Raw genomic sequence first — 12575 nt, 5'->3', positions numbered from 1 at the left:
CAAAAGGGACCCTGTTTTTACAGGGTCCCTTTTTCTATGCGTTTGACTTGTTCGTTTCCAAAAACGGCTGTTGGCTTCTCGTTCTCTAGATATAAACAAGCATCCTCGTCTATGCCATATCCGAATGGAATATTGTGATGATGCAAGCCGGAAATGAGGTTCGGTTCATCCTGCCATTGGGAGAAATGGACACTAATCAGCTGGTTTTGGAGGATACCGAGCCCAGATCCGCTCCAAGCTTGCTGATTGTCCGTATCCTGTGGGGATAGCAGGACGGTTTCTGGCATAAGCAATGCTCCAGCGCTATTGCCTGCCAGCGGTGTACCGGCAGCATATTTTTCTCTTAATAGCTGCTTAAATGGCTCTTTGGCATATAAGCTATAGTATGTCTCCGAATGACCGCCTCCGATGAAAATTCCTGTAGCATTTGAAACAATTTCAGTTCCTTCTGCTGTATTTAATTCACCCTTTTCATTCGGTACGATGACGGTTATATTGTTCTCATGAACTCCTTGGGCGATCCAGTGACTTGTATAACGAGGCAGGAATGCTTCCCAGCCTTCCCGATATACAATCAATAAAGCGATATGGGCGTTTTGTCCGCCTGCTGCTGTGGCAAAGTGTATATTCGCTTCTTCCTGTGAGGTATTCCCTCCGAGCAGATACAGTTTTCTTGATTGCATAAAGCGTCGCCTCCATTTTCCTGATTATACAATATGCACCCTCTTAATAGAGATGCGTTTTCTGTCACATACTACTGACAGCAGGAAATGAACAGGAGGAAAGTGCATGGTTAGACAAGAGACATTGAATGCCTGTAAGGAAATGCTGGAGAATCGTTTGCAGGAATTGAAACAGGCGCTAAAAGACCATTTTGGTGTCGAGATGTCCTACACGAAGGATGCTATGGGCGAATTGAGCAACTATGATAACCATCCTGGGGATACAGCGACCGAGTTATTTGAACGGGAAAAGGATATTGCGCTGAATGATCATCTGGAGCAGGAGATGAAGGACGTTCAAGCAGCTTTAAAACGAATAGAAGATGGATCTTTCGGGATTTGTAAAAAGTCAGGAAAACCGATTCCGGAAGAGCGTCTGCTGGCAATGCCGACAGCAGAAACGCTTGTAGAGTACAAGCCGCAGCGAATGACTCTGCATGACCGCCCAGCTGAGGAAGCTGTCATCCATCCTCGACTTGAGGATTTGGAAGGGAAAGATGATGAAGAGGACACGGAGCATAATTTTTATGACGGAGAAGACACCTTGCAGGAGCTGCAAGCGTACGGGTCATCCGAAACTCCTTCCGATTTCGTCAACACAGAAAAGGATTATGATTATATGGCGGTAAATTCCGATGAAGAGACAGGCGGAGCACAAGATATTGAAAATTTCCTGCTTGCTGATATTAACGGAAAGTTTGATGGTGTAAACGAGGATCATGAAAAGTATGAGGATTATCTGGAGGATGCAGACGTTAAATCAATTCTCTACGATGAGTAAAAGAGCCGGGCATCATTGCCCGGCTCTTTTGCTGTACAGAGAAACTTGCATACATGCTTATCCTGCGGAATACGTTGTACTACACGCTACGTAATCTAAAAAAGGGGTTGAAGCATGTTGACAGAAGCATGGACTTCGAGATTTTTCAAGCATGATGATCGTAAGGAGCGCGATTTTGTGCTGAAATTACCGGATGCTTGGTGGAGCCGCAGCTATGAATATGGATGGGCGTCTTCTTTTGTGGAAGCAGATGATATTGTATTGGATGCTGCATCAGGAATCAGCCATCCGTTTAAGTTCCATTTGGCGACTTCAGCTAAAACAGTCTATGCATGTGATATAGATAGCAGGATTACAGATAATCAGGCGATTATGGAGGATGTGACCAAGGATTTTGGTCCGGAGGAAGCGGAACGTCTACCTGAAGATTTACTCCGGAATATTCATCGTGCTGAAGCGAATTTAACATCTCTGCCATATGAAGATGCTTTTTTTGATAAAGTCTTTTGTATCTCGGTGATGGAGCACTTGGATGTTAGCGTGCAAAAACGCGCTTGGGAGCAATTCAGCCGTATCTTAAAACCAGACGGTTATGTCATCATGACATTCGACTACCCAACAGTGGATATTAGCATTCTTGAAACATTGGCAGAACTGGGAGGCTTTGAATATGCCGGACCAGTTGAAACGGAAATGCCTGCAGATGCGCTATTCAATGATCAGTGGGGAAGACTATATTGTTACCGAGCTATCTTTCGAAAGAAGAAACCTCCATCCACTTGATTAAATTTGGATCAGGATCCAAGATGCTTTCATATTGTTCCTTCTGGCCGTAGATTGCTTCTGGATCCTGCTGACGATAGCGTTCGTATTTTCGGAGACGGTCCTCCGCTCTGGCCCAGCCGAAATGCTTGATACGAATGGTGCTTATACCATTCGGCAGCTGAAAGATATTTTCGGGGAAGCGGCCGCAATGAACCGGCGTTTCCCGCCATTCATACGGGAAAGCTGGCTGATAGCGCAGCAAGAACGGGCGGTAAAATGAATGTGCTTGCCAGTACTGATCTTCCCGGTAATGTTCTTCATCCCAGAAATCGAATAAGCGGAACGAATATAAATCGAGGCCAGCTTGGTTCAACAGCTGGTCTTTTTCTATGAGAAAAACGCTATCCAGTACTTCATCCGCGTCGAGATTTAGAATCCAATCAGGTTGTGTTGCTATTGTTTCCTGCCACTGCTGTTTCCGCAGTTCAACTTCGTTGCTGAATTCAGAACGAGGGTTTTCAATCAATTTCAGCGGAACATTGTATTCCTTACACAGGTTCTGGCAAATGGCTACAGTATTATCTGTACTATGATCATCAATGATGACGGCTTGATCAACGGCGGGTAGAGCGGATCTTAGCGAACGCTCCAGAAAGCGTTCGGATTCATTTTTAACAATCATAGATAGTGTGAGGGTATTCCTGGTTTCCTTCGTGCTGCGAAGGTTAACTCCTGGCCATTTATGCTCCCATCTGAATGCGGGGAGCTTTGCTAGATCAGTCTTGCGGTAAAGATGGAAGGCGGGGTAATGTGTATCAACATAAAGGGATATTCCGAGTGCTGCTGCGCGGATACAAAAGTGGCGATCTTCTCCCCAAAAGGAGAGGTTAGGTATCTCTCCGAAATGGACGCCTTTATATAAAGCTTCACTGCTGATAAGCGTACAGGCACCTAAACCACCTACTTCATATATTCCGGGTTTCTGCATCTGTTCAAGAAATTCCTGATGCCGCTCTGCGCGTTCAGCATTTGATAACGATTCGCCGCGATGATGGTTGAATTGTTCATATTCATCCCTTAACCAGACTTGAGGCAGAGCTTGCGTACCGGGCTGCCATTGGGTCCAGAAAACACAGGAGATGATATCTTTTTGACTGGCAAGCAATTGTTCCAATGTAGCAGGGTGGAGCACAATGTCGGAATCGACGAAAAAGATATAATCCATTTTCTGCTCGATTGCATAAGAGATAATTTTATTTTTCAGAGCTGCTACTTTCCAAATAAGAGCTTCCGTCCAGTAGTGGGTATGTTCATCTTTCTGGTAGGTATCGGCAGCTTCCGATGGCTGGATGACAGCATCATGTTCAGTGACAAAAGCGGATAGTAAAGAACTGGATTTAGGGTCATCATTATCATCAATGAAACAGTAGGAAATTAGATTGTCCTTTGCTTGCAGACGTTTGAGGGAATCCAAATAGGCTTCTAATATGTCAGGGTCTTGTTTCACAGTTGTGCCAATCAATACCTTATACATGCACCATGCTCCTTTATGTAGTCTGTTAATAATGTATTTCTTAAGAGCGTGGATGTGCCTGTATTATTTTCCTGACCAAATGCAGAAACTGGTCTTGTGAAGCGGCCAGTGGCGGAATAGAAGTGAAATCGTACCATGTATAACGAAAAACCAATCCGTTGTCTACTCCTTTTCCAAAGACATGATGATCCCATGTACCGGGGAGCTGCTGCTTTGTTTGAATCAAATAGAAATGCCGCAGCTGGAGCTCTTGTTTTTCTGGGTGAAGGAATGGTGCACTGGCAACCAATTCACTGGCAGACAAATCATGCAATCCAGACTCTTCAAAGACTTCCCGCTGTAATGCCACTACCAAGTCTTCCCCTGGATCGACCGTGCCCCCAGGAACCTGTAACCCTGCTTCGGGCATATCTTTGTGTTCATGGACAAGCATTTGATAGGTATTGTTACGGATAGATATGATGTAAGCTAGAACTTTTTCGACCAAATTATCCCACCTCCATTTATTATTATATAATGCTGTTTTCTAAGAGATCGAATTGCGTGATGTAAAAAGTATTTGACATTTTTAAAGCTGATGCTACAATAATTAATGTCAAATACTTTTTACATTTTTAATGAGGAGGAAACTTAAAAATGGATTGGGTTAAAATTGTGTATTCACTCATATTGTTAGTTTGCGGAATTTGGATTATTATTACAATGTTTTCTGATAAAGGAGATGAAAGAAAGAAGTTTATCAAGATGAAAGCTCAATCATATGCGTTTACCATAGTGATAGGTACGCTACTTTTACATGTTGTAGAAACGATTTATATAACTGTTCAGGGGAATACGTCTTATAATAATGGTAATGGGATTTCGCCGTTAGTTTCTCTGACATTGGCTATAATTACATATCTGGTAACGCTGCTAATTTACAGAAAAAAGTATGGTGATTAAATGAAAAATAACATTAAGGAATTACGAAAATCAGCGAAATTATCCCAGGAAGAACTGGCTAAACTCTGTAAGGTTTCCAGACAAACAATAAATGCAATTGAAAATGATAAATACGACCCCACATTACAATTAGCGTTTGAAATAGCTTCTGTATTGGACACCAGAGTAGATGAGCTTTTCATCAGTGGTTCTATTAGAAAGTGATAAATTGACCTTATAGAGAGGTCCTATTTTTTGCAAACTTAACATTTACAACAATCTATATGTAAACAGCCTTATATAAAAAAGCGATCACCCATGCAGTTGGGAAATCGCTTTTTCTTGATAAGCTCTGGGGGGAGCGTAGTGGGCCGCTAAAAATGACATTTTGGGGATATCATGTTTTTGTTAAGGGTGCGGCCACCATCTATCTGATCAATAAGCAACGCTTATTGTTGTTGTTGCTGTGTAGATTGATCGGACTGTGTTGTTTGTTCCTTCGCTAGGGTTAGCTTTGTTGTTTCCTTCTTCCCATCACGGTAATACGTAACCGTTACCTCGTCGCCGATATTTTTATCGGAATACAGGTAAGAGCGCAAGTCGACCATGCTGGTAATATCTTGATCATCAATTTTCGTTACAACATCGTATTCCTGCAGTCCAGCATCTGCTGCTGGAGAGCTTTCTACTACTTGAGCGAGTACAACACCTTGTGTCACGTCTTCAGGAAGGTTCAATGTTTCCTGCGCATTTACTTGCGGTACTTGATCCAAGCTGACTGCACCGATCCCAATGTAAGGACGTTCTACTTTGCCAGTTGACTCAAGTTGATTGATGATCGGTTTAGCTGCATCAATCGGAATGGCAAACCCAATACCCTCAACTTCTTCTTGGGCAATCTTCATAGAATTGATGCCGACGATTTCGCCGTTTGCGTTTATCAAGGCACCGCCGCTGTTACCAGGGTTGATTGCTGCATCTGTTTGCAATACTTCTGTTACCCAATCCTCTGTACCATCATTATTGGAATCAACAGCTACAGAACGATCCAGTCCACTGATGATACCTTGTGTCACAGAACCAGCGAATTCAGCTCCTAGTGGGTTACCGATAGCGATTGCTTGCTGTCCGACAGTCAGGTCATCTGAAGTACCGAATGTTGCTACTTGATCTACATTTGTTCCGTCGATTTCCAATACGGCTAAGTCGCTGATTTCATCCGATCCTAGTAAAGTTGCTTTTTCCTTTTGTCCGTTAGAAAGAGTAACTTCCAAGCTGGTTGCACCATCAACAACGTGATGGTTAGTAACAACGTACGCTTTGCCACCTTCTTTTTTATAGATGACACCTGATCCAGATCCTGCTTCTTCCGATTCAGAGAATAAGTCCGTCTGCTGCAAATTTTCCACTCCTACTACTGCTGCAGATGCGTCTTGTATAGCGGTGGTCAGGTTTTCTGTACTTGTTTGTGTTGCTAATGCCTGGTTACTTGATTTTGTCGTTGATGTATTATTAGTTCCCATGGTTGCTGGGCTTGCAGCATTAGAGCCGAAGGATAAAACATTCGTAAATACCAACACTGCAACGATTGCGAGTACCAATATCCCTCCTGCAATCCCGCTGACGAAGCTCGTCCATACCTTGCCTTTTTGTTTTGGCTGCTGCGGCTGATTGATTGGTTCGTCTACTTGAATAGCTTGGCTGTATTTCGACCGTTCTTCTTCGTTTTCGGAAATTTTATTCGTTTCATCCGGGTAGGAGTTTTCTTGTTCATAGGAAGAAGAGCGTTGCTGATCATCTGGATACTCATTGTATGGGTTGTCATTGTCTCTGTTCATGTAAGACACCTCTTTTATGTTGTGTGTTCGTTGTTCTATACTACTCATTCTACTGTCTGGATTTGGCATCTTTTCGGAGCAATTATGTAAAATATGTGGAATGGACAAATAGCAGGAAAGTCTTTTCTTTTTACGATTTTGTGGGAAAATAACCGTAGAGAGAAAGGAGTACGATCAAATGTCACATCATATAATCGTTGTCGAAGACGATCATAATATAAGAAATATAGTAGAAGCTTATCTGAAAAAAGAGGGCTACCAGATCAGCGTGGCGGAAACAGCAGAGCTTGCGCTTGAGATTGCGGATAAAGAAACACCAGACATGTGGATCATGGATATCATGCTACCGGGCATGGATGGATACGCACTTTGTAATAAGATCCGTCAAACGAGTGAGGTGCCGATCATCATCATCTCAGCTAAAGATGAAGAAATCGACAGAATTCTAGGCTTGGAGCTTGGCGGAGATGATTATTTGACCAAACCTTTCAGTCCGAGGGAATTGGTAGCACGTGTAAAGCGTCTGTTTAAAAGATGGAATCCGCAGACAAATCAAGAAACACAGCAAGTGAAACAAATGGATCTCCAAGCAGGTAACCTGCAGCTGCAATTAGGCGAACGACGGATTTACTGGCATGAAGCAGAAGTAGAAGTAACAGCGAAGGAATTCGAAATGCTCGTAATACTTGTGCAGAATCCAAACCGTGCCTTTTCACGTGATGAATTGCTGACACAAGTATGGGGAGAGGATTATTTCGGCAGCGATCGAGCTGTTGATGATTTAGTAAAACGACTTCGCAAGAAAATGGACGGCATTCCAATTGAAACAGTCTGGGGCTTTGGTTATCGGTTCAGGATGAACGAAGAATGAGACTGAAGACACAACTTAATATTGCATTTACAACTTTGCTTATTATTGTGATGGGGTTCACAGCAATTACCTTGTACTCGCAACTTAAAGGACTGCTTGTTACGAATGAGACAAGGCAGCTGGAGGAAAGTGGACAGATTCTGCTTACAGCAATCAGTGGTGTAGATACCATTCGTGCTGATTCATTGGATACTATGCTTAATAAACTTGATCTCAAAATGTTCCTTTATGATGAAGAAGCAGAGGAAGTAACCTATACCAACCTTGTTCGATTAGATGCAGAAAGATTCGCAAAAAAATATGATACTTCTCCAACTCAAAAAAATACAATTTGGCAGGAGAATCGAAATAGTTATGTAGTCAAATCAATTGAAACTAGCGCCAATCAAAATATGGTCATTCTCCGGCCGATTAGGGAACTAGAAGAGGTACAGGAAAGTTTCTTCCAACGCATCTTCCTTGTCTTTTTAATTGGCGTCATGATAGCTATTTTAATCAGCACTTACCTAACACAGCGCCTTGTAAAACCACTGACAGAATTGAAATATCAGTTAAAGAAAATCCAACGGCGTGAATTCGATAATATTAAGTCCGTAAAAGCAAGCGGTGAAATCAAAGAGGTTGAGCAAAGTGCGATTGAGATGGCTAAAGAATTGAATCGATATATTACGTCTCAGCGTCAATTCTTCCAAAATGCCAGCCATGAATTGAAAACACCCCTCATGACGATCCAAGGATATGCGGAAGGAATCAAGGATGGTGTCTTCACAGGCAAGGATCAGGAGCATGGGCTTGAAGTTGTTGTATCAGAAATTAATCGTCTGAAACAGCTGATTAATGAGATGATTCTGCTTGCTAAGCTGGATAGTGAAGAGGGTATCTATAAAGAAGAATCAATCGAGATCAAGGAGCTTGTCGACTTGACCATAGATCGTGCCTTGCCATTGGCGAGCGATAAAAATGTAAAACTAACCTACAATAAACCTGCAGCAATTATGATTAATGGGGATAAAGAGAAACTGCTTCGGGCAATGATGAATATAACGTCCAATGCAGTCCGCCATGCTGGAAGTCAGGTGCATATCTCTGTTCAGCCAAGCAGTAGCCGGCAAGTCGAGATAACCATTTCTGATGATGGTCCGGGCATTTCAGAGGACTTGTTGCCGAATATGTTCCAGCGCTTTGTGAAAGGTGAAGGCGGGGAAACTGGACTCGGCCTCGCGATTTCCCGTGCGATCGTTGAACGGCATAATGGTATCATTCGAGCAGGGAAGTCTGACTTAGGCGGAGCAAGCTTTACGATAATATTATAATGTTAATGTTTGCCTATCCTATTGTGCCGCACATGAACTGTGGTATAATTAACAGGTTGTAGTCGGATAGGATTACATGAAGAAGAGGAGACATGTATACATGCAATTAAGAGAAGATATTCGCAATATCGCGATTATTGCCCACGTTGACCACGGGAAAACGACTTTGGTTGACCAGTTGCTAAAATATTCTGGTACTTTCCGTGATAATGAGCACGTGGATGAGCGCGCAATGGATTCCAATGACTTGGAAAAAGAGCGCGGTATTACAATTCTTGCGAAAAACACTGCGATTAATTATAACGATACTCGTATTAACATATTGGATACTCCAGGACACGCCGATTTCGGTGGTGAGGTAGAACGCGTACTGAAAATGGTAGACGGCGTTTTACTTGTTGTGGATGCTTATGAAGGCGCAATGCCTCAGACTCGTTTCGTATTGAAAAAAGCTTTGGAACAGAAACTTACTCCAGTTGTTGTCGTGAACAAAATCGACAAACCGAGTGCACGTCCTGAGCATGTTATCGATGAAGTACTTGATCTATTCATCGAACTTGGTGCGGATGATGACCAGCTTGAATTCCCAGTTGTCTATGCGTCAGCATTGAACGGTACTTCCGGTGAAGAGCCTGAAGGACAAGTGGAATCCATGGATGCCATCTTCAAAACAATCATGGACAATATCCCTGCTCCAATCGATAACTCTGATGAAGGCTTGCAATTCCAGGTTACTATCTTGGATTACAACGACTTCCTTGGCCGTATTGGTGTTGGTCGTATCTTCCGTGGTGCCGTTAAAGTCGGCGATCAGGTTGCCCTGATGAAGAAAGACGGTTCTGTGAAGAATTTCCGTATTACAAAACTATTCGGTTTCATCGGTTTGAAACGAATTGAAATCACTGAAGCAAAAGCTGGTGACATCGTTGCCGTTGCTGGTCTTGAGGACATCAACGTTGGAGAGACTGTCTGCTCAGTAAATGCTCAGGAAGCATTGCCGGTTCCACGTATTGATGAACCAACATTGCAGATGACATTCCTAGTAAACAACAGTCCGTTTGCGGGTAAAGAAGGTAAATATATCACTTCCCGTAAAATCGAAGAACGTTTGCTTAACCAGCTGGAGACAGATGTAAGTCTTCGTGTAGATCCAACTGATTCTCCTGATGCTTGGACAGTATCTGGACGTGGAGAGCTTCACCTTTCCATCCTGATTGAGAACATGCGCCGCGAAGGCTATGAGCTTCAATTGTCCAAACCACAGGTAATCCTTAAGGAAATCGACGGCAAAATGTGTGAACCGGTAGAACGCGTACAAGCAGACGTACCGGAAGATTACACAGGTGCTGTAATGGAGTCCTTAGGTTCCCGTAAAGGGGAAATGGTTGACATGATCAACCAAGGTAACGGTCAAGTCCGTCTTGAGTTCCGTGTGCCTTCCCGTGGATTGATCGGTTATTCTACTGAGTTCATGTCTCAGACACGCGGATTCGGTATCTTGAACCACACATTTGATGGGTATGAGCCTGTCATTGCTGGTCAGGTTGGCGGAAGAGCGAAAGGTGTACTTGTTGCCCTTGAACAAGGTAAAGCATCCACTTACGGTATCATGAAACTTGAGGATCGCGGTATTATCTTCGTAGCTCCTGGTACAGATGTGTATGCGGGAATGATCGTTGGTGAGCACAGCCGTGATAATGACCTTACAGTTAACATTACTGTGGAAAAACACCTAACTAACGTACGTTCAGCAAACAAGGACCAAACGTCCACAATTCGTAAAACACGCGACTTGTCTCTTGAAGAGGCAATCGAGTACTTGAACGATGATGAATATTGCGAAGTAACACCGGAATCTATCCGTCTTCGTAAGAAAATCCTTAACAAGAACGAACGTGAAAAAGCTACGAAAAAGAAAAAAGCATAAAAAAGAAGCCCAGCATAAATTGCTGGGCTTTTTGCTTTTAAGTTGTGAAAAAGTCCTTTATCCCTTAAAATGGGAATAGCTCTATTTGGGGCAGAAAGGAAGGATGATATGACCAGACTATGGAGCAGGCTCCGTTTTCTGTTCAATTTCCGCAAGTCGATTCCATTTTTGAAAGCTTTCTTCACAGCCAAAGAGGTGGCAGCAGCCAAGAAAGTAACAGCAGTTGCATTGATTGTCCTGTACTTTGTCTTCCCATTCGATTTGATACCTGACTTCCTTATCGGAATCGGTATCGTGGATGACCTTGCAGTAGCAACATTTATTCTGCAGCTCATCATAAAGATGGCTCCGGCACATTTGAAAGACAAGTTTGATGTTGATCGAAACGACAATAAAATTATAAATATATAATAAGGCGCCCAGTTGGGCGCTTTTTAATTTGTCTCATCCAGGACTGCTCAATTTATAGAAAAAGGATGAACTGCTTTACAATCTCCTTGGATCTTTATAACCGAACATCCAAGTTAGCGTGAATGCTACTGCCATAGCAACCAAGTTTATCAGGATATAAAACGGAAGCTGACTATTCAGATAGAGCAGTGTGCCTGGTATGACAGTCACACTCATTCCTGTTCCGGCTAAATCGAATAGGGAAGCAAGGAAACCTCCGACACCTCCGCCAATCAGTCCCATGATAAAAGGCTTAATGAATCTTAAGTTGACGCCAAAGATAGCGGGTTCCGATATACCAAGAAATGCAGAGAAAGATGATGGTAACGCTAGCGCCTTCAATTTAGCGTCCTTTGTCTTTAGACCAACAGCTAAACAAGCAGCGCCTTGAGCAGCCATACCGCATGTAATGATTGCATTGAAAGGATTTAGTCCGCGATTCTCCAATAGCTGTATTTCAAGGAAGTTGAAGATATGATGCACACCTGTGACCACAACTAGCTGATTGAGAGAACCGATCAATAATCCAGCAATCCCGAATGGTAAGTCCAATACAGCTAATGTGCCAGTTAAGACAAGGTCCTCAAGGGAATGGAAGATTGGACCAATTGCAAACAGTCCCAAAGTGATCATAAGAGTCAATGTAAGGAAGGGGGTAAGAATCAAATCAAGAGCTTCTGTTATACGATGGCGTAATGCTCTTTCTAATTTCGCACCAATCAGTCCAATGAAGAAAGCAGGCAGTACAGATCCTTGGTAACCTACTACAGGTATAAAACCAAATAGGGTAATGGCTTCTGCTGATCCATTTGCTACTTCATATGCATTGGGCAAAGCAGGATTGACTAGCATTAAACCTAATACAATACCTAAAACAGGACTTCCACCGAATACTTTAAAAGATGACCAAGCGACGAGTGCAGGGAGAAAGGCAAATGCAGTATCAGTTAGAACTTCCGTAAATAAGAGGAAGTTCGCGGGAATATCTGCTGGAACCAAGCCGAATAGATTGAGAATTTGGTCCTGTGTCAGCAGACCACGTAGTCCCATAAATAAACCGGTCGCGACAAGGACGGGGATGATCGGTACGAAGACATCCCCGAAAGTCCGGATTGCCCGTTGGAAAGCAGACCCTTCCTTTTTAGCAGCTTGTTTAACTTCCTGTACAGATGCACCACCGATACCGATTTCCTGCAGCTCATCATAGATTTTATTTACAGTACCGGTTCCAAAAATGATTTGGTATTGTCCAGAGTTAAAAAATGCACCTTTAACCTTATCGATATTTTCGACTTTCTCCTTATCAATCTTCTCCTTATCATGTACGACGATCCGTAGGCGAGTTGCACAATGAGCTAAAGAGGAAACGTTCTCTTTTCCTCCGATTGCTTCGATGACTTCCTCAGCAATTTTCCTGTTATCAGTCATTATATATCACCCTTTCAGGATTAAA

The 12575-nt window shown here is 42.9% G+C and carries 13 protein-coding genes; 8 read left to right on the top strand and 5 right to left on the bottom strand.

Going from position 1 to position 12575, the window contains the following annotated elements; translation table 11 throughout:
• Positions 1-17: 17 nt before the first annotated feature.
• The gene (locus CHH58_RS14435; RefSeq protein ID WP_095262722.1) at positions 18-683 is read right to left on the bottom strand and encodes a Type 1 glutamine amidotransferase-like domain-containing protein; all 666 of its coding nucleotides are present in this window, start codon (positions 681-683) and stop codon (positions 18-20) included.
• A 106-nt stretch (positions 684-789) separates the two neighbouring features.
• Between CHH58_RS14435 and CHH58_RS14430 the strand changes: the two genes are divergently transcribed.
• Together CHH58_RS14430 and CHH58_RS14425 are read left to right on the top strand one after the other, a co-directional pair.
• Complete coding sequence (locus CHH58_RS14430; RefSeq protein ID WP_095228847.1) at positions 790-1503, top strand: TraR/DksA C4-type zinc finger protein; 714 nt, start codon at positions 790-792, stop codon at positions 1501-1503.
• A 114-nt stretch (positions 1504-1617) separates the two neighbouring features.
• On the top strand, positions 1618-2286 hold the full coding sequence (locus tag CHH58_RS14425; RefSeq protein WP_095228849.1) for a class I SAM-dependent methyltransferase: 669 nt from the start codon (positions 1618-1620) through the stop codon (positions 2284-2286).
• Here CHH58_RS14425 and CHH58_RS14420 read toward each other — a convergent pair.
• Together CHH58_RS14420 and CHH58_RS14415 are read right to left on the bottom strand one after the other, a co-directional pair.
• Positions 2252-3802, bottom strand: coding sequence for a glycosyltransferase (locus tag CHH58_RS14420; protein ID WP_095228851.1), 1551 nt, complete (start codon positions 3800-3802; stop codon positions 2252-2254). The genes CHH58_RS14425 and CHH58_RS14420 overlap by 35 nt on opposite strands.
• Before the next feature lie 40 nt (positions 3803-3842).
• Complete coding sequence (locus CHH58_RS14415; RefSeq protein WP_095228853.1) at positions 3843-4289, bottom strand: NUDIX domain-containing protein; 447 nt, start codon at positions 4287-4289, stop codon at positions 3843-3845.
• A 149-nt stretch (positions 4290-4438) separates the two neighbouring features.
• Between CHH58_RS14415 and CHH58_RS14410 the strand changes: the two genes are divergently transcribed.
• Positions 4439-4744, top strand: a complete 306-nt coding sequence (locus CHH58_RS14410; RefSeq protein WP_095228855.1) for a hypothetical protein — start codon at positions 4439-4441, stop codon at positions 4742-4744.
• Positions 4745-4948, top strand: coding sequence for a helix-turn-helix transcriptional regulator (locus CHH58_RS14405; RefSeq protein WP_095228857.1), 204 nt, complete (start codon positions 4745-4747; stop codon positions 4946-4948).
• A 224-nt stretch (positions 4949-5172) separates the two neighbouring features.
• Here the strand turns inward: CHH58_RS14405 and CHH58_RS14400 are convergent, their stop codons facing one another.
• Positions 5173-6561, bottom strand: coding sequence for a S1C family serine protease (locus CHH58_RS14400; RefSeq protein WP_095234682.1), 1389 nt, complete (start codon positions 6559-6561; stop codon positions 5173-5175).
• Positions 6562-6739: 178 nt separating this feature from the next.
• On the opposite strand from CHH58_RS14400, the gene CHH58_RS14395 reads away from it, so the two are divergent.
• From CHH58_RS14395 to CHH58_RS14380, 4 genes are all read left to right on the top strand, one after another.
• On the top strand, positions 6740-7432 hold the full coding sequence (locus CHH58_RS14395; RefSeq protein WP_095220108.1) for a response regulator transcription factor: 693 nt from the start codon (positions 6740-6742) through the stop codon (positions 7430-7432).
• Positions 7429-8745 carry a sensor histidine kinase gene (locus tag CHH58_RS14390; protein ID WP_095261364.1) on the top strand — a complete coding sequence of 439 codons (1317 nt, stop codon included), beginning with the start codon at positions 7429-7431 and terminating at the stop codon, positions 8743-8745. The genes CHH58_RS14395 and CHH58_RS14390 overlap by 4 nt, the downstream gene beginning before the upstream one ends.
• Before the next feature lie 100 nt (positions 8746-8845).
• Positions 8846-10672, top strand: a complete 1827-nt coding sequence (gene typA / locus CHH58_RS14385; protein ID WP_095220110.1) for a translational GTPase TypA — start codon at positions 8846-8848, stop codon at positions 10670-10672.
• Positions 10673-10780: 108 nt separating this feature from the next.
• A complete protein-coding gene (locus CHH58_RS14380) occupies positions 10781-11083 on the top strand; it encodes a YkvA family protein (RefSeq protein ID WP_095233522.1) in 303 nt (100 codons plus the stop codon).
• A gap of 75 nt (positions 11084-11158) precedes the next feature.
• Here CHH58_RS14380 and CHH58_RS14375 read toward each other — a convergent pair whose 3' ends face one another.
• The gene (locus CHH58_RS14375) at positions 11159-12550 is read right to left on the bottom strand and encodes a sucrose-specific PTS transporter subunit IIBC (protein WP_095262721.1); all 1392 of its coding nucleotides are present in this window, start codon (positions 12548-12550) and stop codon (positions 11159-11161) included.
• Positions 12551-12575: the final 25 nt, after the last annotated feature.

Source organism: Terribacillus saccharophilus (genome assembly GCF_002272745.1).
Classification (GTDB): domain Bacteria; phylum Bacillota; class Bacilli; order Bacillales; family Amphibacillaceae; genus Terribacillus; species Terribacillus saccharophilus_B.
This window is presented reverse-complemented; position numbering and strand designations above follow the sequence as displayed.

Excerpts from the sequence above, each read along its gene's own strand:
- CHH58_RS14375 (WP_095262721.1), bottom strand. The coding sequence starts at position 12,550 with ATGACTGATAACAGGAAAATTGCTGAGGAAGTCATCGAAGCAATCGGA.
- CHH58_RS14430 (WP_095228847.1), top strand. The coding sequence starts at position 790 with ATGGTTAGACAAGAGACATTGAATGCCTGTAAGGAAATGCTGGAGAAT.
- CHH58_RS14405 (WP_095228857.1), top strand. The coding sequence starts at position 4,745 with ATGAAAAATAACATTAAGGAATTACGAAAATCAGCGAAATTATCCCAG.
- CHH58_RS14390 (WP_095261364.1), top strand. The coding sequence starts at position 7,429 with ATGAGACTGAAGACACAACTTAATATTGCATTTACAACTTTGCTTATT.
- CHH58_RS14425 (WP_095228849.1), top strand. The coding sequence starts at position 1,618 with ATGTTGACAGAAGCATGGACTTCGAGATTTTTCAAGCATGATGATCGT.
- CHH58_RS14380 (WP_095233522.1), top strand. The coding sequence starts at position 10,781 with ATGACCAGACTATGGAGCAGGCTCCGTTTTCTGTTCAATTTCCGCAAG.
- typA (WP_095220110.1), top strand. The coding sequence starts at position 8,846 with ATGCAATTAAGAGAAGATATTCGCAATATCGCGATTATTGCCCACGTT.
- CHH58_RS14435 (WP_095262722.1), bottom strand. The coding sequence starts at position 683 with ATGCAATCAAGAAAACTGTATCTGCTCGGAGGGAATACCTCACAGGAA.
- CHH58_RS14420 (WP_095228851.1), bottom strand. The coding sequence starts at position 3,802 with ATGTATAAGGTATTGATTGGCACAACTGTGAAACAAGACCCTGACATA.
- CHH58_RS14395 (WP_095220108.1), top strand. The coding sequence starts at position 6,740 with ATGTCACATCATATAATCGTTGTCGAAGACGATCATAATATAAGAAAT.
- CHH58_RS14410 (WP_095228855.1), top strand. The coding sequence starts at position 4,439 with ATGGATTGGGTTAAAATTGTGTATTCACTCATATTGTTAGTTTGCGGA.
- CHH58_RS14400 (WP_095234682.1), bottom strand. The coding sequence starts at position 6,561 with ATGAACAGAGACAATGACAACCCATACAATGAGTATCCAGATGATCAG.